Raw genomic sequence first — 25,449 nt, forward strand, 5'->3', positions numbered from 1 at the left:
ATGGCCATAGTCGACCGCAACGTCACGCCACCCCGGCCTGACAGTACGCCCGCGCACAGCGAGATCGCGCCGCGGTCTGCTGCGTCCGGCAACACGAGTCGAGTCCGGCAAGTGATGAGCCAGATCCCTGGTCCCCTGATCGGCCTGATCGTGATATTCGTGGCACTCTCCTTCCTGTCCCAGTACTTCCTGACCCCTCGCAACCTGCTCAATATCCTTAGCCAGGTCTCAGCCGTCGGCGTCATGTCGGTCGGCGCTCTTCTGATCATCCTCCTGGGCGGCATTGACCTGTCTGTTGGCTCCGTGCTGGCGCTCAGCTCAATGTCCATGGCCGCGATGTACAAGATGGCCGGGTGGCCTTTCGAGGTTGCGCTGCTCGCGGGCCTTGTCGTGGGCGCCCTCGTTGGCCTCATCAACGGCATCCTTACGGCCTATGGCAAATTGCAACCGTTCATTGCAACGTTGGCAACGATGTCAGCGGCGGCAGGCCTTGCGTTGTTCATCACTAACGGCAACCCAATCACGGGGTTCCCCGACTGGTTTATCGCGATCACAGCGACGAGCATTCTCGGCATTCCTATTGAGGGCGTTATTCTGGTCGCCATATTCGCTATTGCGGCATTCTGGCTCAAGTTCAGGCCCTCGGGCCGTGCGCTCTATGCGATCGGTGGCAACGAGGAAGTAGCTCGCCTTTCTGGACTTCCCGTGCGCCGCGCCAAGATAATGGTCTACACCATCGCCGGATTACTAGCCGCAGTAGCCGGTCTCCTGGTCACATCACGACTCGACTCCGCTCAGCCCACCGCTGGCGCTGCTGACCTGCTGAATGTTATCGCCGTAGTGGTCATCGGAGGTGCCAGCCTCTCTGGCGGCTCGGGCAGCCTCCTTGGTACGTTCGTCGGCCTCCTCATCATTGGAGTCCTGAATAACGGAATGTCACTTCTGAACGTCTCTGCCAACCTCCAGCCCGTTGTCATCGGCGCCGTTATCGCCGCGGCCGTCCTTACGGACCGAAAGTCGAGCAGGAGACACTCATGAGCACATTTGCTTCAATCACCGATCCCACCGATCTCGACGCGATCCGCGCAGTTATAGCCTCAACTGCCGACGCGCCCGAACTGGTGCCACTCGGCATCCGCTCACTGGTGATCTCGCCCGAAGCAAGTTTCGGCTTGGTCCCCGCGGTGAAAGGCATGCTAGCCGTCGGGTTGACGGTAATGCGTCGAGTTGTAGTGCTCATCGACAAGACGACCATCTTGCGCGACGGCCGCGATCTCAAGCAGCAACTGTGCGAGCTCCTTGCCGAGGCGTTCGTGGTGGAGGTCGTCGTGCTCGGCCGTAAGGGAGAGCTACACGCCGACGAGGACGCGCTCGAAACGGCGACGGCCGCCATCAAAGGCTTTGACTGCGTCGTCGCGATCGGTGGCGGCACTATTTCCGACATCGGGAAGGTGGCCACCGACCGTCAGGGTGGGATCCCGCTCGTGATCGTGCAGACCGCCGCATCCGTCGACGGCTTCACCGACAACGTCTCGGTGGTGTTGCGCAACGGGGTGAAGCGCACGATACCGAGCCGGTGGCCCGACGTCGTGCTCGCCGATACGACAACGATCGCAGATGCACCCGTTGCCATGAACACTGCCGGTTTTGGTGAGGTGCTCTCTCTGTACACCGCTCCTGCCGACTGGGAATTGGCCAATCGCCTGGGTTTCGACGACAGCTTTCGGTTCACCCCGCGGGACTTCTTACTCGAGTTCGCCGGTGACCCCGCCACCTGGGCAGAAGGACTCGCCGACGGCGCCCCCGGCGCGGTGCTCGACCTCACCCGCATGCTCGCCATTCGCGGAATCGGTACAGGGATTGCTGGCACAACGGCGTGCCTCTCCGGTGTTGAGCACGTCGTTTCGCACATGCTCGACATGTATGCCGCCGCGCACAACCTGCCGACCGGCCTGCATGGAGCGCAAGTCGGCGTGGCGACGCAAATCGCGTCCGCAGCATGGGATCTGTTGCGTCGTAAGGTCGCCGGGGGTGAGATCGCCCTACGTTTCGCCGACGGCGACCTCGAGCACCAAGTGAAGCGCGCTTTCGATAATTGCGACGAGACGGGCGGTCGTGGCGAGGAGTGCTGGTCTGATTATTCTCGAAAAATCGCGGTGTGGAACGCCGATCCCGAGCGCATGAAAAGCCTCGTAGCCAGCTTGGTCTCCGAAGGTCTCGCCATCGCTGCTGCGGTCCCCGCACCCGAGTCCTTGTCCGCCGGCCTCAGAGCTGCCGGCTCCCCGTCCACCCCGGGCGACTTGGTCGCCTGGGTCACCCCGGAAATCTGGCGGTGGGCAGTAGCGAACTGTCATTTCATGCGAGACCGTTTCACGGTGGTCGATCTGCTCTTCCTCCTTGGCTGGTGGACGGCCGACGACGTCGACTCGGTGATCGCGCAGGCCTTTCTCACTGAGAGTGAACCGACGACATGAGCGATGAACGCGTGGTCATCGCGGTGGACTGCTCGACTACCGGCGTGAAGGCGAGTGTCTGGAACGCGGATGGAACCGAAGTGGCCAGTGGACGCGCCGAGCTCGACTTGAGCATCCCCGAGCCGGGGCGCGGCGAACAGGACCCGCGCCAATGGTGGACAGCTATGCAGAGCGCGGTGCGCAAGGCCGTCGACGGCTTCGATATCAGCCGTGTTGTCTCCCTGACCGTGACTCATCAGCGCGAGACCTTCGTGTGCCTCGACGAGCACGGCGAGGCCGTGCGACCCGCGATGCTCTGGCTCGATTCCCGGGCCGGTGAGCAGGTCGACCGGTATGGTTCGGCTGATGTGCACGACCGCACGGGGAAACCACCGAACACAACCGTTTCATACTACAAATTGCTCTGGCTGGCCGAGCATGAACCCGAGGTGCTGTCCCGTACGGCGCACGTCGTCGAGGTGCATGGCTATCTGGTGCACTGCATGACCGGTCTCTGGGCGACCTCGACGGCAAGCATGGATCCCACCGGCCTCGTCGACATTCGAACCGGCGACTACGACGCAGCTGTCCTGACGCACCTCGGTCTCGACCGCTCTCAACTTTCGATCCTGCACCCGCCCGGAGACGTGATCGGGGGCCTCGCAACCGATGCCGCCAAGCTTCTCGGCCTGCTCCCAGGCACGCTTATTGTCGCGGGAGCCGGTGACGGACAATGCGCCGGCCTCGGAGCGGGGGTCGCGGCACCGGGACGGGCGTACCTCAATATCGGCACCGGCCTGATCTCCGGCACGTTCTCCTCCCGCTATCAGCCCGACCGTGCGTACCGAGCGATGCTCGGTACGATACCGGGCAGCTTCGCGTACGAAACCTTCGTAGGAGCAGGGACCTACATGATCTCCTGGTTCATCAATACGTTCACTCGTCCCTCGGAGACATTTCGCGGCGGGGTGGAGGCTACCCTCGAGTCCGAAGCGGCGGTCGTGCCCCGTGGCAGTGACGGTCTTTACGTTGTCCCCTACTGGAACGGAGCACTCACGCCGTACTGGGATCATGAGGCCCGCGGCATCATGGTGGGCCTCCAGGGCGTGCACCATCGCGCCCACATCTACCGCGCCGTGCTGGAAGGCGTTGCCTTCGAACTGCGGGTGAGTCAAGACCAAGTTGAGCAAGCAACGGGGGACAGCGTGGAAGAGTTCGTCGCCATGGGCGGCGGCTCGCAATGCCCTCTTTGGTGTCAGATAATCGCGGATGTCTTGCGCCGGCCCGTTGTATTGTCGCGCCAAAGGGAGACAACGTGTCTGGGTGCCGGCATGCTCGCGGCTTACGGTGCGGGGCTCTTTCCCAGCATCCGCTGCGCTGCCGACGCCATGAGCGCCACCGATCTTCGATACGAACCCGACCCGAAAGCGGCCGACGACTACGAAGCTCTTTATCGCCGGTACGCGGCGATCTATCCTGCGTTTCGCTCCTTTTTTCACGACCGGATTGAGGTGATGGCGTGACTGAATCGACCGCGTCCCGCCTCGACGTGCTCGCTGTGCCGACGAGAGACACCGCCCCACGGGCCTTCCCTCAGCGGGTCTACGATGCGTACCTGTTTGATCTGGACGGCACTATTTACCTGGGCGAGGAGCTTCTTCCCGGTGCGCTTCAACTCCTCGAGCACCTTCGCAAAACGAAACGCCGGGTGGTGTTTCTCTCGAACAACCCAACGCTCGACCGGGCTATGTACGTATCCAAACTCACGAAACTCGGCATTCAGGTTGCGTCCGCAGAGGTTGTCAACTCAGTAGTGAGCATGGTCGCCTGGCTCAGTCGCGAACACCCCGGTAAGACGGTTTATCCGATCGCCGAGCAACCACTGATTACAGCGCTGCAAAACGCGGGCATCCTTATGTCGTCTAACGCAGACGAGATAGACATCGTCTTGGCAAGCTATGACCGGGGATTCGATTATTCCAAGCTGCAAATAGCATTCGACGCCCTATGGAAGCGGGAGGCGATCCTTGTGGCGACCAACCTGGATCGCTATTGCCCGTTTCCTGGCGGCCGCGGTGAGCCGGATGCGGCGGCGATCGTCGCGGCAATCGAGGCGTGCACCGGTGTGTCTTGCGTCGCGAACGCTGGGAAGCCCAGCGTGATCATGCTCGAAACGGTGATGGCAACCCTCGGGCTGCGGCCCGATCAATGCCTTATGACGGGCGACCGGCTCTACACGGACGTGAAAATGGCCGTGGATGCTGGGATGGACTCCGCGCTCGTGCTCACCGGAGACGCCGACCTCGATTCCGTGGCCCGCACCGCTGCGGTGGACCAGCCCACCTACATTCTTGACCGAGTGGACCATGTCATTCCGTCGGCTATGCGGCATGAACTTGGTTGGTCTGATGTCGCATCGGTATCGCTTGCGGTGGGTCACAGAAGTGCGTAGCATAGACTTTCATAACGCGAATGAATATTCACTTGCGGACGCAGACGAAGACGTCAAGAGAAAGGCGGTTCCCAATGGCCGAACTGGCACGCGATACCCTGCGTGAGATGCAGCTCCGAATGTTGAGAATCCGAGCGTTCGACGAGCGCGCATCCAAGATGGTGAAACGGGGCCACATTCCCGGCACGGTTCACACCAGCATCGGGCAGGAGGCGCAGGTCGTTGGCGCCACTATGGCCCTCGGCACTGGCGATTACATGAGTGGAAACCACCGCAGCCATGGGCACCCCATCGGAAAAGGTTCACCGCTCGGCCCGCTCATGGCTGAGCTCGTGGGCAAGGCAACGGGGGTCTGCAAAGGCAAGGGCGGCTCGCTGCATCTCGCTGACTTCGCTGTGGGAAGCCTCGGCGAGTCCGGCATTGTTGGGTCCTCCATCCCCATCGCCAATGGAGCAGCGCTCTCGTCGAAGGTGCTGAACAACGGAAAAGTGGCGCTCGCCTTCTTCGGTGACGGAGCTGCCAACCAGGGCGTCCTCTACGAGTCGATGAACATGGCCGGCGTCTGGGACCTCCCGATGATCTTTTTGTGCGAGAACAACCAGTACGCGCTGAGCACGCCGGCTCACACCGTAACATCGGGCAACATTTTCGAACGTGCCGCTGGATTCGGGATGCCCGGAATCAGAGTTGAGGCAGGACAAGACGTTCTGGCCGTGTACGACGCGGTCTCCGAAGCGGTGGCTCGAGCGCGCGCCGGTGACGGACCCACACTGGTGGAGGTCATGACCTACCGATATAACGAACACTCGGAAGGACTGAAACTGGGCACGGACTACCGAAACGCCGATGAGCGTGAAGCCTGGTTGAAGAAGGATCCGATCGTACTTTTTCGCCAATATCTGGCGTCGCAGGGGTTCTCTGAAGAGGAACTCGATGGCCTCCAGGCCACTGCGCTCGCCGAGGTCGACGCGGCTGTCGCATTCTCGGATGCGAGCCCCTACCCTGATCTCTCGGTCGCCTTCGACGACCTCTACACCGATAAGGAGTCCGCAGCATGACTGTAATGAGCTACTTGGGCGCTATTGGCGCAGCCCAGCGCGAAGCGATGGACGCTGATGAGCGCGTCATCATCATCGGCGAAGACGTCGAAGCGAATGTCTATGGCACCACCGGCGGCGGCAAATCCCGCAGCGACAAGGGTGATTTTCTCCAGCGGTACGGCAAGAACCGAATTCGCAACACCCCGATCTCCGAGGAGGGCATTGTCGGCGCGGCCGCCGGCGCTGCGATGACCGGGCTACGCCCCATAGTCGATCTCTCCTATTCGAGCTTCCTCTACATGGCTATGGACCAGTTCGTAAACCAGGTAGCGAAAAATCGATACATGTTCGGTGGCCAGGCCTCGATGCCCGTTGTCTTCCGCTCCGCTATGTTCTACGGACTGAACACCGGTGCGCATCACTCGGACCGTCCCTATCCGATGTTCATGAACGTCCCGGGCCTGAAAATCATCGCGCCCGCCACACCCGCAGACGCCAAGGGGCTGCTTCGCTCCGCGGTCGACTCCGACGACCCGGTGCTCAGCTTCGAGGCCTGCCTGCTGTGGAGCACGAAGGAGGATGTCGATGAGAACGAGTTCTGGGTGCCGCTGGGCGTTGCCCGCACGGCGCGGGAGGGGACAGACGTCACAGTCGTAGCTATTTCGAGCTCAGTGCCGGAAGCCGTAGCTGCCGCGGAAGAACTAGCGAAAGAAGGCGTGTCCGTAGAGGTCATCGACCCCCGTACGCTCGTCCCTCTCGATCGCAATGCCATTCTGCGATCCGTGGCGAAGACAGGTCGCCTCGTTGTGGCGGAACCTGCGCACCGCACCTGCGGTGCCGCGGCAGAGATCAGTGCGCTTGTCGCGGAAGAAATCTTTGATTCTCTCAAAGCACCGATCATTCGTGTGACCGCACCGGACATGCAAATCCCTTTCAGCCCGTCGCTGGAAAAGCAGATGTACCCGACGAGGGCCACTATCGCGGCCGCCATCCGTCGCGTAGTCGACCTGCCGGCGCTTCAGCCGGTGGCAGCCGCAGTCTAATAACGAAAGAGGAATCAAATGGCTCGTATAGATGTGTTGCTTCCCCAGTGGGGAATGGGAATGAGCGAAGGGGCGATCGTGGAGTGGCTCAAGAAGGTGGGCGACCACGTCGACGAAGACGAACCCCTGGCGGAGGTTGAGGCGGAGAAGGTTGAGGAAACCTTGGAGTCGCCTGCTACGGGAACCCTGGTTGAGATCCTGGTCAAGGAAGGTGCCTCAGTCGAGGTCCGCACCGTTCTTGCTGTGATCGAAACCGAATAAACGCAAGCCTAAAAAAACAACGAAGCAGGAGGAGCCATGAGCGCATCTTTGGTGAACGCGCGCGACACCCGCGCACCGTACGACCTCGTCGTCGTGGGTGCTGGTATCAACGGACTCGGCATAGCCCGCGATGCGGCTGCGCGAGGCTTGCGAACCATCGTCATCGACCAGGAAGACATTTGCAGTGGTGTGTCTGCATGGTCGGGGCGACTGATCCACGGGGGTCTGCGATACCTCGAGCACAAGGACTTCGCCTTGGTCCGTGAATCTCTGAAGGAGCGCGAGCGCCTCTTCAAGCTTGCTCCGCACCTCGTCAAGCCTGTGCCGCTTCTCATGCCCTTCTACGCTCGCAACAAGCGGCCGTCGTGGTTGATCCGCCTAGGCATGATCGCCTACGACGTACTGTCCTTTGACAAGAAGCAGCCCAACCACAGCATTCTGACCAAGCGCGCGGTGCTGTCCCGCTTCACCGGGATGGAGCCCGCCGGACTTACAGGTTCGGCGGTCTTCATCGACGGGCAGGTCGAATATGCTGAGCGGCTCTGCGTTGAACTCGCGGTGGCAGCCAAGAGTGACGGAGCCGACATCGTCACTCATTCGCGAGTCGACGGGCTGCTGAAGGCCGATTCTCGCGTGACCGGCGTCCAGTACACCGACTCGATCACGGGCGAACGTCATTCCGTGAATGGGCGCGTAGTCATGAACGCCGCTGGCCCGTGGGTCGACCGCCTGCTCGCTGATTTTGGGGGAGTCAGCTCACCTCGTTTCATCGGCGGCTCCAAAGGAAGCCACATCGTCGTGGCTCCCTTCCCCGGGGCGCCTCGTGACGTTGTGTACTACGAGTCGCAGGCCGATGGCCGGCTGGTCCTCGTCATACCGTGGATGGACAGATACCTGATCGGGTGCACCGACAACCTCTACGACGAGGAGCCGGACTCTGCTCGCGCAGAACAGTCGGAAATCGACTATCTTCTCAACGAGGTCAACACTCTCGTGCCGGGCGCCAAACTCACCACCGGCGACGTCCTTTACACTTACAGCGGAGTGCGACCACTGCCCTACGCGCCCGGTGTGCCCGAATGGAAGATTCCGCGCAGTCACATCATCCACGACCACGCTAAAGACGGCGTCGAAGGCCTCTTCTCCGTTATCGGGGGCAAGCTCACGACGTTCCGGCAGCTGTCGGAGGATGCCGTCGACTTGGCGCTTCGCAGCCTCGGCGCCAAGAAGGTCAAAACAATCACTCTGACGAGCCCACTTCCGGGCGCTCGAGTCGCAAACTATGAGACCTTTTCAAAGGCATTCATTGCGAACGGCGCTCTGCCACCATTGGTGGCAAAGCGCCTCCTCGCGCTGTACGGAGTGCGGGCAGCGAACATAGCGGCTCTCGTGAGTAACGACGCCAGTCTTGCTGAGATTGTCGACGAGAAGTCGGGGGCTCTGGCCGCTGAAGTGGTCTTCGCCATCAATGAAGAATTTGCGCGAACTCTCACGGACGTTATGGCGAGACGACTTCTGCTGGCGTTCGAACCGGATCACGGCATCGAGGGCGCCGAGCGGATCGCGACGATCATGGCGGCGATCAACGGCTGGGACGAAAGCCGTATCCAGAATGAAATCGACGGCTACGTTGAGTGGCTCGGCCACCTGGCCGTCCCCGGCCGACCCGCAGCGCAAATTCCGGGTCGCGCGACATCCGTTGACCGGGAAAATGGATTGACCGTCGGCGGCGTCGGCCTCCAGGGCGGCCGGGCAGACTCGTGACAGGCAGATATGTCCTCGCGCTCGACGAAGGGTCGAGCAGCGCGAGGGCGGTACTCGTCGATACGGACGGGCGGATCGTTGCCGAGGCATCAAATCCGCTCACGCCCCTTTTCCCTAACCACGGCTGGGTCGAGCTTGACCCGGCCCAGCTGTGGACTGCGATGCGGGCAGCGATCGACGAGGTAATGGATCGGACGGGGCTGACGGCGCGTGATATCGCAACGGTCGGGGTGACAACTCACCGGGAGACCTGTCTGATCTGGAACCGATCCACCTCAGTACCCGTACACAACGCAATTATGTGGTCTTCACACCAGACCGATGAGATCGTACAACGTTGGTCAGAATTGGGGCTCGACGACGAGATCCGCGCGCGCACCGGGCTTCGGAACGACTCGTTTTTCTCGGCCCCCAAACTGGCCTGGTTCATTGAGAACGTGCCGGGACTCAAAGCGCTTGCAGGCTCGGGCTCGTACGCTGCCGGAACAGTCGACACCTGGCTTGTTTGGAACCTCACCGGTGGGCGCGAGCATGTCACCGATGCGACATCGGCGTCGCGAACAGCGTTGCTCAACATCGACGATCTCGTGTGGGACGACCGACTCTGCGACGTATACGGAATCCCGCAGGAGCTACTCCCCGAGGTGCGGGCTTCCAATTCGCACTTCGGCTACCTTGACCCCAGCATTCTTCCCGGCGGCGTCGGCCACCACATACCGATCCATGCGGTCGTCGCCGATCAACAAGCCGGTCTCTTTGGGCAGGGCTGTTTCGACGAGGGATCAGTCAAGAACACGTTTGGAACCGCTGGCGTGCTCGTCGCTAACGTCGGGAGCAGCCCACTGCTCCTCCCTGGAATGACCACCAGCGTGGCGATGAACATTCCCGGGCTCACCAGCTACGAAGTCGAAGGGGTGGTGTTCCACAGCGGGCAGACGCTGCATTGGCTGCGCGACAAAATGCGGGCAGTTGGATCCATAGCGGAGATGGAGCGCATTGCAGAACGGGTCACAGACACTCAGGGGGTCTACTTTGTTCCCGCGTTCGCTGGCCTCTGCGACCCTTACTGGGACAAAGATGTCCGAGCATCAATTTTTGGGTTGACTCTTGACACGGGCATCGATCAAATCGTTCGCGCGGCGCTCGAAGCCATGGCGTATCAGACGCGGGACAACCTTGACGCGTTGCGCGCCGGCGGTATGAACGTGACGTCGCTGAAGGTAGATGGAAAAGCAGTCTGTAACAACTTCCTCTGCCAGTTCCAAGCAGACATCCTCGGCATGCCGGTCGTTCGGCCGGAGGGCCTCGAACGCACAGCTCTCGGAGTCGCCTATATCTCCGGGGCGGAGGTGGGTCTCTGGAAAGCGCAGGACCTTGTGCGCGAGACGTGGCGCGTGGAGCGAGTATTCCAGCCCCGCATGAGTAGCGAACGTCGCGACCAGCTCTACGGCGGTTGGCAGGCAGCTGTGCGATCCGCGCGCATGATGCCGCCGGCACCGCCTCACTCGACTAAAGGGACGGTTCTAGATTCCGTCCCGATACTGGCCGCGCGCTGACGTGCCGGTCCAACAACTGAACCAATTGAAAGGATCATGATGACCCCGAAGACAGCCGAAAACTACGTCGCCCGCGCCCGCGCAGGCGGCTACGCAGTAGGTGGTTTCAATATGCACAACCCGGAGACCACACAAGCGCTGATCGAAGCGTCTATTCGCTCTCAATCACCAGTGTTCCTGCAAGTTGGACGGGCGATCGTTCCTCATATGGGCCTTGAGGCCGCGTACCGCATGACCCGTCGTGAACTCGACGGAACAGAAGCGGATGCTGTCATCCACCTCGACCACGGCACGTACGACGAGGTTTTCGAAGCCCTGCGCCTCGGATTCGACTCGATCATGTTCGACGGTTCCCACTTGCCGTTTGAAGAAAACTTGAAAACGACCCGCTACGTCGTTCAGGTCGCACACTCATTCGGCGTTCCGGTGGAAGCAGAACTGGGCAGCATTCCCGATGCGTCCAGCGGGATCGACTGGTCAGCGCACTATACCAATGTCGACGAAGCCGAACGTTTTGTCGCGGAAACCGGCGTTGACTTCCTGGCGATCTCGGCAGGTGTGATGCACGGCATTACCTCCGGAGATCCCCTGCCCTTGGATATCGAACGTATCCAGCGCATTCGTGATGTCACGGGCGTTCCCCTCGTTCTGCACGGAGCGTCGGGGGTACCGGGGTCGGACATCAGCGCCGCGATCGCGGCCGGTGTGCACAAGTTGAACGCCGACACAGATCTCCGCCATGCCTACCGGCGCGGTATCGAAGAGACCTGGGCCAAGGGTGACCGTCAGCTCGAAGACGCAATGTCCGAAGGAAAGCGCCAGATGATCGAAGCGACGATCGCAAAGATGCGCGAGTACGGGTGTGCCGGGGCGTCGGCGGCCACCGTTTTGACCGAAGCGCGGGCGTGATGACGCAACCGCTAGAACTCGACGAGGGCCAGCGCACCGAGCTTAAGGGGATGCGTCGCACCGCGGCGCGTCGCATGGTCGCAGCGTGGGAAGCGCCTGTGTTCCACCTCACGGTGGAAGTCGACATGACGGAGGCATCGCGTGCCAAGGAAGTTGTGTCGGGGGCGACAGTGACTGATGTGCTCGTTCGCGCCACCGCGCATGCTCTCACCGTTGTGCCGTCGGTGAACGTCCACGTCGATGGCGAAGCGGTCGTGTCTTTTCAACGAGCTCACGTCGGAATAGCCGTCGCCACGGAGAAGGGTTTGACAGTCCCGATTATTCACAACGCTGATCAGTTGGATCTCGAAGAGATCGCGCAGCGCAGGCGCGACATTGTCGGCCGTGCGCGTACCGGCGGACTGGTGCGTGAGGACATCACCGGAGGAACGTTCACGATTTCGAATCTCGGCATGCTCGGTGTGACACGCTTCGATGCCATCGTGAACGCGCCCCAGGCTGCGATCTTGGCGGTTGGAGCCACGATCCGCCGAAATGTCTGGACCGAGGATGGCGGGGCATGGCGCCCCATCGCCGAATTGACACTGACATCGGATCATCGTGCCTTGGACGGAGCAGTTGCGGCCGAGTTTCTGGCGGCGTTGAAATCGAAACTGGAGGCGCCGCTCTGACAGCGTGCATACGGTGGCGGCGGCTCGCTGCGCGGGCAACCGCCACCTGCGAATCACTCGCGCAGGAGACGCTCTGCCGTTTCCATATCCGTGACCAGGGTGTCGATCCAGTTGCCACGAAGGGCTGCGCGTACAGCCTCGTACTTTGACCTTCCGCCAGCGACGGCAAATCGTCCGCCACTGGCGGGAAGCTGGGCCAAAGTCACGCCGATCACCAGGGAGTCGAGCTCGCTCTCGATCGGGATTCCATCCGCATCGATGAACCTGAGGTTGATCTGTCCGACGGCGCCGAGCGACTTCGCCATTTCGAATTGTTCTACCGTGAAAAAGTTCCCACCCGGCTCCAATGGTGCATCGATATTGCAGGTACCAATACCGACCAGGGCGACGTCCAGTTCGTCCAACGCCGCGATTGCTTCGCGGGTGTGTGCGTCGTAGCTAATCATGGCTTCACGCACTTCCGCAGACGACAGAACCCCGGGAGCGCGGATGAACAGGGGCGTTCCACCGATCAGGTCGGCAAAGCGCTGCGTGGATCGGGTGGAATCATGCTGGAGCTGTGGCGGGCCGACGTCCCCGAGCATCTCGACGATGCGAGTAGCGCCGGACCTCTTTTTCGTCGGTTCGAGGGCAGCCACGAGTGAACGCAGTGACCGGCTCCACGAAGTGAAACCAATAGTTTTCCCCGACAGTTGCATAGCCGAGAGGATAAGTGCGGCGGCCTCGCCGAGGTCGCGATTGATTCCGGCCTCGTCGTTTGGATCTAGCGCTTCCACTACGTGAGCTTGGGACAAGCCGTAGCGACCCTGAAGATCTTCTTCGATTTCCGCGTGCAAGCCCTCCGGGATGACGACGATTGTTCGCACAATTTTCGCTTGCTCGGCGGCCTGCAACAGCCGGGAAACGCGGGCTTGCGATATGCCCAGGCTCGACGCAATCTCGATCTGGCGGATGCCGTGTGTGTAATACATACGCGCCACCTTCGTCATGAAGCGGCGCGGTTCGGGATCAGCCACGACTTTTCCTTTCACTAAGATCCTTAAGTGTATCAAGATTCGTCAATTGCAAGAATATCCAAAACGATCTAGGCTGCCCAAGTAGGTAATAAAAAAAATTATTGCTGCAAGGAGGCCGACAGTTGGCAATCCCAGAGCACGTCCGCACCTGTCGCCTTCGTTCGACCGCGTGCATTGGCCGCGTCACCAGCCGCAACAATTTCGCTGTGCGTTTTGCGGTTGAGAATCGCCGTGACGGCATCGCCGTGCGGCGCTCAGCGCCGTTCGACACATATTTCCTCTTCGAGACGACAAGAATCAAACGCTTTCGCCGTCAGACCAAGTGCAAAAGAAACTTGGATTGCTGCGCTGCTGACGCCTGGGTGGGGGAAGAGATTCAGAAGCACTTATCAGTTCGCGGCGATAAGTTCAGGTTCTTCCGACAGCTCCAGAGTGGCCTGGGAAGGACGTACCTCGCGGTGCGCCCACACATCCGAGGGCTGATCAGACAATCAAGTGGTCTCCTGACCTTGGGTATGAGAATGAAAGCTTGCACGCCATGACGGGGGTGAAACAGCAGTTGCCCATTCGCACGCCGGAATTATCACTGGGCCGGGTCGGAACCACAGCCCAAGATGACATCGATGAAAGCTTGCGTCTGCTGCGCGAGATGCAAGAAGACGTCAACGCTCATGCTCGGATCAGGGCATATCGCCCGGTTCCAACCGTGGCGTTCAGTCGGCGCGAGAGCTTGATGCCCGAATTCGCTGCCGCGTCGGTAGCTGCTCGTGGGCTCGGGTTTGACCCGGTGATTCGCCTCGCCGGGGGACGGGCGGTGGCGTACGACCAAACGTGCCTCGTCATCGATCTCATGGCCCCCCTGGCGCTCTACAACAATCACATTGCGGCTTTCGATGCCGGCGCCACCTGTTTCCGGGACGTGCTGAGAGACCTGGGACTCGACGCACGAGTAGGTCCAGTGGCCGGCGAATACTGCGCAGGGGACCATAGCGTGAACGCGCGGGGGCAGGTGAAGATCGTAGGAATCGCTCAGCGCGCCATGCGCCGGTCCAGACTTATCACTGCATGCATCGTTCTGGAGACGCCCGGCCGACTTCGTCCGGTCGTGGACGCGGTCTACAGCGCCATGAAACTGGATTGGTCACGAGAAAGCCTGGGAAGCGTACGCGACGAAGGGGTGCAAGGGTCACTTGATGAAATGGTGCACGAGCTCGTAACCGGGCTCCAGCAACGACACGCGGCATGGGCGCTGCCACAGACAGCCAGCATTCAAGGTGTTCTGGAGTAGCCTCTGTTCGTGCAGGGTGGATAGCCGCATATCCCCACCAAGAGATTTGTGTCGACTGCAGATCAGCGGATGTTATAGAGTGCTTTCGCTTCGTCAGGCGTAGCTATAGGACGGCCGACCTCCCGCGCGATTTCCTGGGCCTGCTGAAGCAGCTCGAGGTTCGTGGGATTGCGGGCCGGATCATAGAACAGCTCCAGTCCAGTCTTGATGTGGCCCCCAAGCTCGATCGCCCTGCGGAGGATCGAGGTGTCGTCGAGTGCCCCCTGACCCCAGATGGAGATGTACCACGGGTGCTTGATCTTCGCTTCCTCGATCATCCAGAGGTAGTAGTACAAGCTTTCCAAACTTGGCTTCATGCCGTTTGTCCCGATGGGATCCGTGGCGGTGAGGCCGTAGTCTCCGATGAGGTAGAAATCCCACATAGAGCCGGGTGTGGAAAGCCCGTTGTTGACATAGTGCATGGCGTGGCGAAGATGCCCTGGCTCGTAGACGCCGAACACCATGGGTGTGCCGTGTTCACGCAGCATCTTGATTTGGCTGCCAACGCGCTCGTAATTGAATCCGAATTCTGGGCCGACGAGGTAGCCCTCGGCGTCCGTTTCTGTAGCAAAGAGCGTGAGTCCGGTGTCGACACAGGCGATCCGAACGTTCGCCTTTTCAATAAGAAGGGGGACGTGCTGGAGCCCGTTCTCGTCGCCCTTAAGGCGGAGGTTGTTACAGGTGGTGGGGTACCACGTTATGTCCGGGTGCTTGTGCAGGACCTTGTCCCACGTGCGCATGTAGTCCTTGAACGCGTCTTCGCCCATGAGATCGAAACTGGTGTTGTGGGCGTGGATCGCGCCGGCTCCCGCCTCCCAACAACGAATCGCGTCCTCCGCAATTTCGTCGTAAGAAATTGGCGTGTTCGGGTTCATTTCTTTCGTGCGGATCCCATTGATGTGCGACTCAATGATGACCGGGTAATCCCAGTGCGGCTTCATGTCTGCGTATTTGTCGAGGCCAGTGCCCATGGTTCACTTCTCTTTCTCGCAATGACTGCATCCGCAGCGATCCAATTATTCGGCGAAACCGGACCACGACATTGGGTCCATGCTCGCAGACTCTAGCGCAGGTTCAAGAGGCCAACGTGAAATCAGTACGCCATCTGACCAGCGTCGGACGTTGTGGCAATGCCAACACAGCTCCATGCTTACTAATTGCGATCGGCGTCAACGGCAGAAATTTTAACGATGACGGCGGCTGATCGCTGCATGCGAATTTTTCCGAGCCAGCACGATCTGTTGACACGCAAACCCGTATGGGATATAAAATGAATATACACTCAGGTACTGAATATAAAATTCATTGCCTGCGCGGCACAGAACAAGGAGGTTCTACATTGTCGAATTCGTTCGATGTTCGTCCATACGAGATCCGCATCCCCGACGCAGATCTTGACGACATGATGGAGCGGCTGAAACGAACACGATTTCCCCAAGACTTCGGGAACGAAGATTGGCGCTACGGCTACAACACCGAGTACCACCGCACCCTTATCGACTACTGGATCAACGAGTATGACTGGCGCGCCGTAGAGCGTCAGATGAATAAACTCCCACACTTCAAAGTGGACGTGATGGGCGTTCCTCTCCACTTTATTCATGTGCGCGGCAAAGGTACTAACCCCATGCCCCTGCTCCTCCACCACGGTTGGCCTTGGACGTTTTGGGACGTGCGCAAAATCATCGAGCCTCTGACAGACCCGGTGAAATTTGGCGGCACAGAAGCTGACTCGTTTGACGTGGTTCTCATCTCATTACCCGGTTATGGGTTCTCGTCACCACTGACGGAGACGGGCTGGAACTTCTGGAAGACCGCCGATCTGGAAAACGTGCTCATGAAGCAGATTCTCGGGTATGACCGTTACGCAACCGCGGGGGGCGACTGGGGAGCGCTGATCGCCCAACAGCACGGTCACAAGTATGAAACAGACGTCATCGGGGTGTACACGCACTTTCCCGCTCAGATGTCGCACTATCTCGCAGAACATCCCGACCAGCCGGACGGGATCACATACGACTCTGCCCTGGGACTGCCGGCGGCGAGCGAGTACTCCGCTGACGAAGACGGGTGGTTTGATCGCGGCAAATTGTTCGTCGAGAATGAAAGCGGCTACGGGGAACTCCAATTGACGAAGCCACAGACACTCGCGGCGCTCGTCACCGACTCCCCGGCAGCCCAACTGGCTTGGATCACCGAGAAGCGTTACTTTTGGGGGCTCGCGGAACGTGGCAGCGGCACCAAAGCATTCGAGAGCGTCTGGCCCAAAAATGATCTGATCACGACCGCCGCGGTGTACTTTCTCACGGGCACGGGCGGGACGTCCTCCCGCTACTACTGGGAGTGCCGCGGAAATCCCTGGACGCCGAGTCACAAGCGCTTCCCCGTCGTAGGAGTGCCGACGGCGGTCTCGATTTACCCGGGTGAGATTTACAAGCCTCCGAAAACCTGGACGGAGAAGTATTTCAACCTCAAGCAGTACCGGGTCCACAGCAGCGGTGGCCACTTTGCTCCTCTGGAGGAACCGGAGATCTACGTCAATGACGTTCGGGATTTCTTTCGAACGCTGCGCTGAAGGACAGCCCTTCGGTGCCGAATCGTAACGAATCGGTCACGAGTGAGCTATCCGGCAAAATCCTCTTGCGGGCGTACATACAATGCCCCTATCCTCACAATGAATCAAAAATGATTCATTGAATAAAAATGCAACCGACCTAAGTTCAAGCCTTACCCACCATCAAGGAGTCAAAGATGTCTCTCAAGAAAAAACGTGGAGCGCTCCGCCTCGCCGCATTCGCGGCTGTTGCTGCGCTCGCGCTCGCCGGCTGCACGTCGACCGCGGGTGGAACCGCCACGGGTTCCTCTGGGCCGATTGCAAAGGAGGACCTCGTCCTCGTTGCATCCGTCATCAACACCACCAATCCCTACTTCATTGCCAACATTGAGGGGGCTAAGGCTCTCTCGAAAAAACTTGACATTCCGCTCGAGATCATCGACTCGCAGGGTTCGTCGCAGACTGAAATCTCAAAGATTCAGGCGATTTTGGCCCAGGGCAAGAAGGTCGTAATGTTCGTCAACACGGTAGCCAGCTCGGACACCCCGACGATCGTAGACGCTGTGAAGCGTGCCGGTGGCTACGTATCGATCTGGTGGAACAAGCCCGACAACTTCGAACCCTGGGACTCGGGCGACAACTTCGTGGCCTTCCAGAAGCACCCCGGCGTGGACTCCGGCCGTTGCAACGCAAAAGCGATCGGTGACGCCCTCGGCGGCAAGGGCAACGTCATCATGTTCCCCGGCGTGCAGGACAGCACGACCAGCCAGACGCGTGTCGCCGGCTTTGAAGCGGAAATGCGTGAAAACTACCCCGGGATCAAGATTCTCGAGAACCAGCCTTCGAACTGGGACCCGCAGCTCGCCAACCAGAATGCGAAAGATCTGATCGCCAAGTACGGAGATCAGATCAATGGCGTCTGGAGCGCCGATGACGGTATGCAGCTCGGCGCGATCCAGGCCTTCGACGACGCCGGCCTGCTCGACAAGGTGAAGTTCGCCTCTGACGGACTGTACCCCGACACGGTGGCCCTGATGGAGAAGGGCTATGGCAACAACGCCATCGTCGGCGAAACCTTCCACCGCGGCTACATGGCCTCCGCTATCGGTCTGTATACGGCCTACCTGGCGGCGACTGGAGAAATCGTTCCGTCTGAACTGCCCAAGGACAAGCGCACGAGTTTTTTCGACATCAAGTGTGTAACGCCCGACACCCTGGGCGACTACCTGAAGTACGACACTCCCACGGCGGCAGCTGATTTCGTCGACCAGCTCGTCGAGAAGGGTCCGTGGGACACCGAGCCGGCGACCCTCATTGGCGGCGGTGGGCCCGAGGTCCTGCCCAAGCCGTAGCATTACGGCCAGCCTGTTCCCGGCCCTCGTCTAATCGATGAGGGCCGGGAACAGGCGCATCACCACTATGCGATCGGTTTCTGCGAGGAGAATTCTCATGGTTGACAAAGTTTTATCGGAACAGGGCGCGGGCAGCATAAGCACCACCGCGATCAGGATCCGCGAATCCGGCATCGAGCGCCGCGCTCGGTTCCGCGGTCTCGCCGAGCCACTGAGCCTACTCGTGGCGCTGGCCGTCCTTATCGGTGTGTTTTCCTTGTTCAACGAACGTTTTCTGACTGCCTCTAACTTTCAGAATGTACTGACCCAGTCCGCCATCCCGTTGATCGTAGCCGTGGGAGCGACCCTGGTCATCCTTCTTGGATCCATCGACTTGTCCGTCGAGGGAGTCATGGGGGCAACCGGAATGACTTGGATCTTGCTCAGTGCCAACTCGCGCGGAGGAGGGGACCTTGGGCCATGGGCCTGGGTTATCGCGCTCGGCGTGGCACTCGTGCTCGGTGTGGCCAGCGGCCTCATCTTCACGGCACTGAAGGTTCCCTCATTCATCGTCACTCTGGGAATGTGGTACGTCGGACTCGGAATCGCAACCATGCTCTACGGGACCGACCTTCTCCCTCGTCTCGAGGATGAGGGACTGAAGGGCTGGACCTCGCGAATTAGTTTCGGGCTGCCAAACTCTTTCTGGGTGGCGCTGCTCGTCATCGGTCTCGGCATGTTCGTTCTACGCAGCACCCGGATCGGCCGGGTGACTCTCGCCATTGGAAACAGCGAGACCATCGTGCGCTCGGCGGGCCTTCCCGCTTTCCGCGTAAAGGTCGCCGTCTTCGCCATCGCCGCTCTTTTGAGCGGTCTCGGCGGCATCCTGGCCACTGTTCAACTCGACATCGGGTCACCCACCGTCGGCTCCGGTGTGCTCTTCATCGTCATCCCTGCTGTTGTCATCGGAGGGACGCACCTCGGCGGCGGAAAAGGGGGGATCCTGCGCACGGTACTGGGCGTATTCCTGCTCACGATCCTCAATAACGGCTTGATACTCTCCGGCGTTGAGTCGAGTTATCAGTCGGCTGTTACCGGCGCGATCCTGGTCGCCGCCATCGTGTTCGCCGCGTGGTCGCAGCGCGACAGATTGCAGGTGGCAAAGTGAACGACGTAACTACAACTCCCGCAGTGCTTCGCCTCGACAGCGTCTCCAAAAGCTTCGGATCGAATCGTGCCGTTCGCGGAGTGTCGCTTAACATTCATTCGGGTGAAGTCATCGGCCTGATTGGAGAGAATGGCGCGGGCAAGTCCACGCTGCTCAAGATCCTCTCTGGCAACTATCGCCACGACGAAGGAACAATCGCGGTAAACGGGCAGACAATCCAGTTTCGCGGACCAGCCGATGCCCTGCGCGCGGGGATCGGGGTCGTTCACCAGGAGCAATCACTGTTCACGAACCTCACCGTTGCCGAAAACATCGAGGTCAACACCCCAATGGGCCGCGGCGGCGTCAATCGGCTAGGGCTGTACAACTGGCGACGCCTGTATGCCGACGCAGCCAAGGCCCTCGACCTCATCGGATCGCACTTGAATCCGAAGACGCGGGTCAGCGACCTATCGTTCGTCGACCGCCAGATGGTCGAGATTGCACGGGCGATCCGGGTTAGTGCTGCCAGCCACACGACGCCTCTCGTGATCCTCGATGAACCGACCGCGATCCTGGAGAGGACCGAGACCGCGATCCTGGAGAGGGAAATTTCTAAGCTTCGCGACATCGGCTCGGTAATCTTTGTCTCGCACCGACTCGACGAGGTCATGCGCATCTGCGACCGCGTGGTCGTCATGCGCGATGGTGAATTGATCGCCGATCGTCGAGTAGATGACGTGACCGAAGAGGAACTCTTCCGCCTCATGGTTGGGAGGGAGACCCACGCTGCCGTTCGAAACCGGCGCAGTATTGAGCCGACGAGCAGTCCGGTCATCTCGATCCACGACCTCACCCGGGCCGGCTCCTATGCGGATGTGTCGATCAATGCCTACCCCGGCCGAATCCTGGCCATTCTGGGTACCAGCGGCTCCGGCCGCGAGTCCGTGGCTCGAGCGATATTCGGGGCCGAAGGCTTTGACTCCGGATCGGTCTCGATCGCGGGCTATTCCGGACGCCAGTTGTCCATCAAGCATGCCGTCGACCTTGGAGTCGGCTACGTCCCCGCGGAGCGCAAGACTGAGGGAATGGTGGGGGGAATGCCAGCGGATGAAAACATTACGCTCACACATCCCGGCTCCGCGGCACTCGGGCCGTTCGAACTTCCCCGACGCAGGCTGTCTCTGGCACGGATGTGGTTTGAGAAGTTGGACATTCGGCCAAGGGAACCAGAGCATATGCTGCAAGACTTTTCTGGCGGCAATCAGCAGAAGGTTGTGCTCGCCAAGTGGTTGAACTCTTCGAATTTGAAGGCGCTCGTGCTAGACCACCCGCTCCGAGGCCTCGACCCGGGCGCGGCCGAAACAGTCAATGCGCAGATCCGGTCGGTGTGCGATGACGGCACCGCGATCATCCTCATACCCGACACGATCGATGAGGCGTTGGATATCGCCGACGACATCGTAGTGATGCGAGACGGTCGGATCTCAGGGGTCTTCGACCTCGGCCACGATAATCCCGCGACTCTGGACCTTCTCGAAAGGATGCTCTGATGTCCAAGATTGACAACGAGACAACAAAGATTGCCGTCCCCGCCCGCGGTAAATTGCAGTCCGTGAAGCGCATCGGAGGTTGGCATGCGATTGGCCCGATCGTCATCTTCCTCGTAATACTCGTTGTCGTTGCGATCCTCACGCCAGCTTTCATCGGGGGAGGAGGATTAGCGATAATTGCATCGTCGTCGGCTCCTATTCTTCTTCTGGCCCTCGGGCAGGCAATGGTGCTCAATGTCGGGTCCATCGATCTGTCGAATGCCGCGATTGGTCTGTTGGGTGCAATCCTGCTTGCGCTCACGCTCGGGCCTGTAGCGGGTCTGTCGCCGCTGATCGTTCTCCTTGCCACCACGGCTTTTGGAGCTGTGAACGGTTTGATCCTCGCCTACGCGCAGGTACCGTCCTTCGCGTTGACACTCGGCACCCTGGGAATTTTCCAAGCTGTGGCGCTCGTGGCCAGCGGCCGCACGACCGTCTACGTCTCCAGTAACGGGGAGGGCGTTCACGCCTTGTACGAAAGCGGAATCGCGAATGTGCCGATGACGTTTTGGATGGGCGTCCTCCTTGCGGTCGCTCTCTGGGTACTTCTGCGCTACACCCGCATAGGTCGCGGGATGACGGCCATCGGGAAGAACGAGTCTGCGGCGATCTTCTCCGCGGTCCGAACGCGCTCGCTCAAGGTATTGGCCTTCGCTCTCTCGGGATTCGCCGCCGGACTCGCCGGCATCGCGATTATCGCGCAGGCGGGGTCCGCGTCGCCCACCGGCCTCGGCAGCGACTTGCTGCTTCCCGCCATCGCCGCGGCCCTGATCGGAGGAACGTCAATCTCCGGGGGTGTAGTCAATCCGCTCACGGTAATCTTCGGGGCGCTGACGGTTGCCCTCGTTCCTATCGCGACGACCGCAGTCGGCATCGAGGCTCAAGCGCAGAGTTTGGTCTACGGTGCGGTCATTATCGGGGTAGTTGCCCTCACAATGTCGCGGAACAAAACAAGCATTGTCAAGTAACAAACGAGAGGGATCACACATGACTGCTGCGAACATCCTAGAAGCGACTAACTCGGGCGTGCTCAACGATCTTGAACCTCGCGAGGTATTCCGATTCTTCGAAGTGCTTACGAGCATCCCGCGAGGCTCAGGCAACGAGGAACAGGTCGCCAACTGGGTCGTGGATTTCGCGCGCTCGCTCGGACTCGAGGCGACAAAGGATGAACTGCACTGTGTTCTCGTGCGTAAGCCCGGTCAACGAGGTCTCGAAGATGCAGCGCCGCTGATTCTGCACGGCCACCTCGATATGGTGTGCGAAAAGGCAGAGGGTGTCGAGTTCGACTTCGTAAATCAACCGTTGAGCCTGGTGGTCGACGGCGAGTACATCTCGGCAACGGGAACATCTTTGGGGGCGGACAACGGAATCGGAGTGTCCTACATTCTCGCGCTGCTGGAATCAGAGGAGATTCCGCATCCGCCGCTAGAGGCAGTCCTGACAGCCATGGAGGAAAAAGGGAAGATGGGGGCCGGACAATTCGACGTCGCGCAACTCACCGGGCGTCGCATGATCGACTTCAACTGGATCACCGACGAAGAGATCCTCGCGGGGTGTAGTGGAGACGTGACATTCACGGTTGATGTCCCAGGCGAGTTCGAGCCGGCACCGGACGCGTTGACGACTGCTCGTTCGCTTGAAGTGCGCGGTCTCAATGGCGGTCACTGCGAATTCGACATTCAGCTGGAGCGCGCGAACGCTCTGCAGGTGCTGGCCCGCGCGGCCCACAAGCTGTCGGGTGCACACGAGTTGCGCATTGCCGATCCTTTTGGAGGTGCTCAGAATAGTGCTATCCCCGCCGACGCATCCGTAGTCATCGTTTTTAATGACAGGGACACGGAATCTATCAAGGCTCTCATCGCCGAGCTCGATGAAGATCTCAAGAATGAATACCAAATATCTGACCCCGCGATTCGTGTCGAGCTCAAGGATGCAGAGCGTCCCGATGTTGTGTTCTCCCGCGCAGCCGGGTTGCGGCTCATCTCTGTTCTGCGCCTCATCCCCCATGGGGTGGTGAGTTGGAATCTGCACGTACCCGGTCGGGTAGAGACATCGAACAACGTCGGAACGGTGCGGACGACTCCCGAGGGTGCTCGCGTGATGTCGACGGTCACGTCGGCTGTTACATCGCGCAAGCACGAGTTGATCGAGCGGGTGCAGGCACTCGTGGCGCTTGCAGGTGGCGGCGTAGTGTGCGAGCTCTATGGCCTCGACGCTCCAGAGTTTCCCTATCGTCCTCAATCCCAACTTCTTGCCACGGCATCCGAGGCCTATCGGGACGTGCTCGGCAAGGAGCCTAATGTCGAGGTGTCGCAGTGCTCTCTCGAGCTCGGGATGTTCAGTAGGCGGGTGCCGGTGGCCGATATCATCTCGATTGGCACCGAGCTTCAGGCCTTGCATTCCGCCGTAGAAAGGGTAAATCACAAGTCAGTGGAACGTGTCTGGCCGTTGATCAAGGCGGTCGTTTCGCGGCTGAGATAGACAGAAGCGGTCTGGGAACAATGTGGTCAACGGGCCACCGCCGTTCGCCGACGGACGTCGTCGTGCTTTCTGTTCACGCTCCGTGTCGAGTCGCGGAACCTCGACCATACTTCCGTTGTTTCATTCACCTTGAGTCGACGGCTTGGGCCGTTACCTCTACGGTGGTGAGTTCCACTTGACCGCTGGAGGAGGAATCGGTTGCCGGTTTCCGTGGTGCCTCGATGTGTTCAAAACGCTAAGCGGGGTGCGCCCACTCGATCTGATTACCTTGCTTTCATTGGAGGCAAGGCACGCTTGATCAACTGTGCCCACTTAGGCCAGACTGAACCATGGACGCCATTCAGGAAAGGCATGCGGTCGATGACGTGGCTCGTCGGCTTGAGGTGCGATACTCGGACGTTCCCGCGGATCGAGTGCATGCGGTAGTGACGGCATGTTATGACTCTTTGTCAGACAAGCCGATCAGAGATTTCATCCCGGTTTTGGTCGAGCACGAGGCCCGCTCCCGTCTTCGCGCCGAGCGACCGGAGACTCACAGCACGCGTGATGCCGGTTCTGCTGGGTCGCACGACAAATAGTTTGCTCGTGGTCGTCTGGCCTGAACATTCGCGCCTGGCTCAAATCGATGAATTACCGAGGAAGGGCTTACGCTGGCGGTGAGCTTTGCGCCACCAGTGCCACGAGGGACAGGGAGCCACACGTGCACTGCGCGCGTCAGGTCGGCGACGAACCCGGGGCGCATGTATCGGCGCGGTTGAAGCCACCAACAGTTCCAGGGCTGCGGCATCGGTTGGGCCGGGGTCGGCAATGTACGTCATCATTCGTTGTCCGCTGCCGCCCGGGAGGTGAAGGACCTCGAAACTGAGGTCGAAGTCTCCAACCTCGGGGTGGTGGAAACGCTTTACACCGCTCACGCACTGTTGGACTAAGTGCTTCGTCCATATTGCAGCGAAGTCGGGGCTCTTGAGGGTGAGTTCGCCGATGAGGTGGGTCAGCTCGGCGTCGTTCTGGTGTTGGGTGGCGATGAATCGCAAGAATGCCACGGCGAGGGTGGGCCGATCAAATGGCCGGCCTGGCGCGTCCAAGTCGGTGTGCCCGGCGACGAGCAGATGCCCGAGCGGGTTCCAAGCCAAAAATTCGTTCCGTCGGCGCATGATCACGGTCGGCCAATGATCACGGTCGGCCAATGATCACGGTCGGCACGTGCTTCATCGCGTTCAGCAGACGAATTTGATTTCGAAACAGATTCAGTGCCCCGATGGTATTCGGATGACACCGCATGGGAATGGCGGGTACGGATCGGAAACCCTGCGATAGCGCTGCCGCCTGAAAATCTGGATAAGGATTTCCCTCGGCACCAATATCGCTCAGCGTGACTACTGTGCCGGTGCGGTAGGCACCAAGGCACGGGCCGGCGCCGGCTTGGTGTTGGAGTGCTTCGACGTACTAGCTTTGTCGCTCGTGGAGACGATGACCCGAAGTTTGCCATGTAGGTCCGCCGATAACGGACCAGCTGCCGTAGCGTCGAGTCACACAATGCATTGATCGACCAGGGTAAGCAAGAGATCAGCAGATTCGTACTCTCCCACCAACGCGTGAGCGAGTGCCACGAACGCGACGCTGACGAGCGCGGCGCCTGACAAAATCGGCAGGCCAGCCACTGTGGACTCCAACTCTGGGGCTCGGGAACGAACGCTTGTAGGTAGTGGATGTCGGACTACGGCGCTGGACTGTCAGCGACGGTGAAGAAGTAGGCCAAATACGACGGTGTAAAACTAGGCCACTGTTGTCTTATTATTGTGCCGCGTTCTGGGCTCGGACTGAAGGCAGGGATTCGATTCCGGTGTTC

Annotated in this window: 22 protein-coding genes; 19 read left to right on the forward strand and 3 right to left on the reverse strand. The window is 60.1% G+C overall.

The window, feature by feature from the left end; genetic code table 11:
• The 11 genes from E3T47_RS03360 (at window position 1) to E3T47_RS03410 (ending at window position 12,149) form a co-directional block, all read left to right on the forward strand.
• Entirely contained in the window at window positions 1–1,038 is a 1,038-nt protein-coding gene (locus E3T47_RS03360) for an ABC transporter permease (protein ID WP_134554309.1), read from the forward strand.
• Window positions 1,035–2,474, forward strand: coding sequence for an iron-containing alcohol dehydrogenase (locus tag E3T47_RS03365; RefSeq protein WP_134554311.1), 1,440 nt, complete (start codon window positions 1,035–1,037; stop codon window positions 2,472–2,474). Before E3T47_RS03360 ends, E3T47_RS03365 begins: the two co-directional genes overlap by 4 nt.
• Window positions 2,471–3,976, forward strand: a complete 1,506-nt coding sequence (locus tag E3T47_RS03370) for a xylulokinase (protein WP_134554313.1) — start codon at window positions 2,471–2,473, stop codon at window positions 3,974–3,976. Before E3T47_RS03365 ends, E3T47_RS03370 begins: the two co-directional genes overlap by 4 nt.
• A complete protein-coding gene (locus E3T47_RS03375; RefSeq protein ID WP_198416573.1) occupies window positions 3,973–4,905 on the forward strand; it encodes an HAD-IIA family hydrolase in 933 nt (310 codons plus the stop codon). The genes E3T47_RS03370 and E3T47_RS03375 overlap by 4 nt, the downstream gene beginning before the upstream one ends.
• A gap of 74 nt (window positions 4,906–4,979) precedes the next feature.
• Entirely contained in the window at window positions 4,980–5,963 is a 984-nt protein-coding gene (locus E3T47_RS03380; RefSeq protein ID WP_198416574.1) for a thiamine pyrophosphate-dependent dehydrogenase E1 component subunit alpha, read from the forward strand.
• A complete protein-coding gene (locus E3T47_RS03385; RefSeq protein ID WP_134554315.1) occupies window positions 5,960–6,988 on the forward strand; it encodes an alpha-ketoacid dehydrogenase subunit beta in 1,029 nt (342 codons plus the stop codon). Before E3T47_RS03380 ends, E3T47_RS03385 begins: the two co-directional genes overlap by 4 nt.
• An 18-nt stretch (window positions 6,989–7,006) precedes the next feature.
• Window positions 7,007–7,249: a biotin/lipoyl-containing protein gene (locus E3T47_RS03390; RefSeq protein ID WP_134554317.1), complete on the forward strand. Its 243-nt coding sequence runs from the start codon at window positions 7,007–7,009 to the stop codon at window positions 7,247–7,249.
• Window positions 7,250–7,285: 36 nt separating this feature from the next.
• The gene (locus E3T47_RS03395) at window positions 7,286–9,013 is read left to right on the forward strand and encodes a glycerol-3-phosphate dehydrogenase/oxidase (protein WP_198416575.1); all 1,728 of its coding nucleotides are present in this window, start codon (window positions 7,286–7,288) and stop codon (window positions 9,011–9,013) included.
• Complete coding sequence (locus E3T47_RS03400; protein WP_166805594.1) at window positions 9,010–10,569, forward strand: FGGY family carbohydrate kinase; 1,560 nt, start codon at window positions 9,010–9,012, stop codon at window positions 10,567–10,569. Before E3T47_RS03395 ends, E3T47_RS03400 begins: the two co-directional genes overlap by 4 nt.
• Window positions 10,570–10,608: 39 nt before the next feature.
• Window positions 10,609–11,478: a class II fructose-bisphosphate aldolase gene (locus tag E3T47_RS03405; protein ID WP_134554321.1), complete on the forward strand. Its 870-nt coding sequence runs from the start codon at window positions 10,609–10,611 to the stop codon at window positions 11,476–11,478.
• Window positions 11,478–12,149 carry a 2-oxo acid dehydrogenase subunit E2 gene (locus E3T47_RS03410; RefSeq protein WP_134554350.1) on the forward strand — a complete coding sequence of 224 codons (672 nt, stop codon included), beginning with the start codon at window positions 11,478–11,480 and terminating at the stop codon, window positions 12,147–12,149. The genes E3T47_RS03405 and E3T47_RS03410 overlap by 1 nt, the downstream gene beginning before the upstream one ends.
• 53 nt (window positions 12,150–12,202) lie before the next feature.
• Here E3T47_RS03410 and E3T47_RS03415 read toward each other — a convergent pair whose 3' ends face one another.
• Complete coding sequence (locus E3T47_RS03415) at window positions 12,203–13,165, reverse strand: sugar-binding transcriptional regulator (RefSeq protein ID WP_134554323.1); 963 nt, start codon at window positions 13,163–13,165, stop codon at window positions 12,203–12,205.
• 538 nt (window positions 13,166–13,703) lie between these two features.
• Between E3T47_RS03415 and E3T47_RS03420 the strand changes: the two genes are divergently transcribed.
• Window positions 13,704–14,453, forward strand: coding sequence for a lipoyl protein ligase domain-containing protein (locus tag E3T47_RS03420; protein ID WP_422386466.1), 750 nt, complete (start codon window positions 13,704–13,706; stop codon window positions 14,451–14,453).
• Between the two features lie 62 nt (window positions 14,454–14,515).
• On the opposite strand, the gene E3T47_RS03425 is transcribed toward E3T47_RS03420, so the two are convergent.
• Window positions 14,516–15,463 carry a beta-keto acid cleavage family enzyme gene (locus E3T47_RS03425; protein WP_134554327.1) on the reverse strand — a complete coding sequence of 316 codons (948 nt, stop codon included), beginning with the start codon at window positions 15,461–15,463 and terminating at the stop codon, window positions 14,516–14,518.
• Between the two features lie 299 nt (window positions 15,464–15,762).
• Here E3T47_RS03425 and E3T47_RS03430 point away from each other — a divergent pair, with 299 nt between their 5' ends.
• The 7 genes from E3T47_RS03430 (at window position 15,763) to E3T47_RS16730 (ending at window position 24,178) form a co-directional block, all read left to right on the forward strand.
• Window positions 15,763–17,067 carry an epoxide hydrolase family protein gene (locus tag E3T47_RS03430; protein WP_166805595.1) on the forward strand — a complete coding sequence of 435 codons (1,305 nt, stop codon included), beginning with the start codon at window positions 15,763–15,765 and terminating at the stop codon, window positions 17,065–17,067.
• Window positions 17,068–17,243: 176 nt separating this feature from the next.
• Window positions 17,244–18,398 (forward strand): sugar ABC transporter substrate-binding protein, encoded by a 1,155-nt coding sequence (locus tag E3T47_RS03435; RefSeq protein WP_134554331.1) that lies wholly within the window; start codon window positions 17,244–17,246, stop codon window positions 18,396–18,398.
• Window positions 18,399–18,495: 97 nt separating this feature from the next.
• Window positions 18,496–19,545 (forward strand): ABC transporter permease, encoded by a 1,050-nt coding sequence (locus tag E3T47_RS03440; protein ID WP_166805596.1) that lies wholly within the window; start codon window positions 18,496–18,498, stop codon window positions 19,543–19,545.
• The gene (locus E3T47_RS03445; RefSeq protein ID WP_166805597.1) at window positions 19,542–21,077 is read left to right on the forward strand and encodes a sugar ABC transporter ATP-binding protein; all 1,536 of its coding nucleotides are present in this window, start codon (window positions 19,542–19,544) and stop codon (window positions 21,075–21,077) included. The genes E3T47_RS03440 and E3T47_RS03445 overlap by 4 nt, the downstream gene beginning before the upstream one ends.
• Window positions 21,077–22,084, forward strand: coding sequence for an ABC transporter permease (locus E3T47_RS03450; protein ID WP_134554337.1), 1,008 nt, complete (start codon window positions 21,077–21,079; stop codon window positions 22,082–22,084). The genes E3T47_RS03445 and E3T47_RS03450 overlap by 1 nt, the downstream gene beginning before the upstream one ends.
• 19 nt (window positions 22,085–22,103) lie before the next feature.
• On the forward strand, window positions 22,104–23,600 hold the full coding sequence (gene pepD / locus E3T47_RS03455) for a beta-Ala-His dipeptidase (protein WP_134554339.1): 1,497 nt from the start codon (window positions 22,104–22,106) through the stop codon (window positions 23,598–23,600).
• Between the two features lie 329 nt (window positions 23,601–23,929).
• Entirely contained in the window at window positions 23,930–24,178 is a 249-nt protein-coding gene (locus E3T47_RS16730) for a three-helix bundle dimerization domain-containing protein (RefSeq protein ID WP_422386465.1), read from the forward strand.
• Between the two features lie 39 nt (window positions 24,179–24,217).
• On the opposite strand, the gene E3T47_RS15765 is transcribed toward E3T47_RS16730, so the two are convergent.
• Complete coding sequence (locus E3T47_RS15765) at window positions 24,218–24,787, reverse strand: MmyB family transcriptional regulator (protein WP_166805598.1); 570 nt, start codon at window positions 24,785–24,787, stop codon at window positions 24,218–24,220.
• Window positions 24,788–25,449 lie beyond the last annotated feature (662 nt).

Source organism: Cryobacterium ruanii (assembly GCF_004404055.1).
Lineage (GTDB): Bacteria > Actinomycetota > Actinomycetes > Actinomycetales > Microbacteriaceae > Cryobacterium > Cryobacterium ruanii.

Coding starts and splice junctions, on each gene's coding strand:
- E3T47_RS03360 (WP_134554309.1), top strand. CDS start 1: ATGGCCATAGTCGACCGCAACGTCACGCCACCCCGGCCTGACAGTACG.
- E3T47_RS03365 (WP_134554311.1), top strand. CDS start 1,035: ATGAGCACATTTGCTTCAATCACCGATCCCACCGATCTCGACGCGATC.
- E3T47_RS03370 (WP_134554313.1), top strand. CDS start 2,471: ATGAGCGATGAACGCGTGGTCATCGCGGTGGACTGCTCGACTACCGGC.
- E3T47_RS03380 (WP_198416574.1), top strand. CDS start 4,980: ATGGCCGAACTGGCACGCGATACCCTGCGTGAGATGCAGCTCCGAATG.
- E3T47_RS03385 (WP_134554315.1), top strand. CDS start 5,960: ATGACTGTAATGAGCTACTTGGGCGCTATTGGCGCAGCCCAGCGCGAA.
- E3T47_RS03390 (WP_134554317.1), top strand. CDS start 7,007: ATGGCTCGTATAGATGTGTTGCTTCCCCAGTGGGGAATGGGAATGAGC.
- E3T47_RS03395 (WP_198416575.1), top strand. CDS start 7,286: ATGAGCGCATCTTTGGTGAACGCGCGCGACACCCGCGCACCGTACGAC.
- E3T47_RS03405 (WP_134554321.1), top strand. CDS start 10,609: ATGACCCCGAAGACAGCCGAAAACTACGTCGCCCGCGCCCGCGCAGGC.
- E3T47_RS03410 (WP_134554350.1), top strand. CDS start 11,478: ATGACGCAACCGCTAGAACTCGACGAGGGCCAGCGCACCGAGCTTAAG.
- E3T47_RS03420 (WP_422386466.1), top strand. CDS start 13,704: ATGACGGGGGTGAAACAGCAGTTGCCCATTCGCACGCCGGAATTATCA.
- E3T47_RS03425 (WP_134554327.1), bottom strand. CDS start 15,463: ATGGGCACTGGCCTCGACAAATACGCAGACATGAAGCCGCACTGGGAT.
- E3T47_RS03430 (WP_166805595.1), top strand. CDS start 15,763: ATGAATATACACTCAGGTACTGAATATAAAATTCATTGCCTGCGCGGC.
- E3T47_RS03435 (WP_134554331.1), top strand. CDS start 17,244: ATGTCTCTCAAGAAAAAACGTGGAGCGCTCCGCCTCGCCGCATTCGCG.
- E3T47_RS03440 (WP_166805596.1), top strand. CDS start 18,496: ATGGTTGACAAAGTTTTATCGGAACAGGGCGCGGGCAGCATAAGCACC.
- E3T47_RS03450 (WP_134554337.1), top strand. CDS start 21,077: ATGTCCAAGATTGACAACGAGACAACAAAGATTGCCGTCCCCGCCCGC.
- pepD (WP_134554339.1), top strand. CDS start 22,104: ATGACTGCTGCGAACATCCTAGAAGCGACTAACTCGGGCGTGCTCAAC.
- E3T47_RS16730 (WP_422386465.1), top strand. CDS start 23,930: ATGGACGCCATTCAGGAAAGGCATGCGGTCGATGACGTGGCTCGTCGG.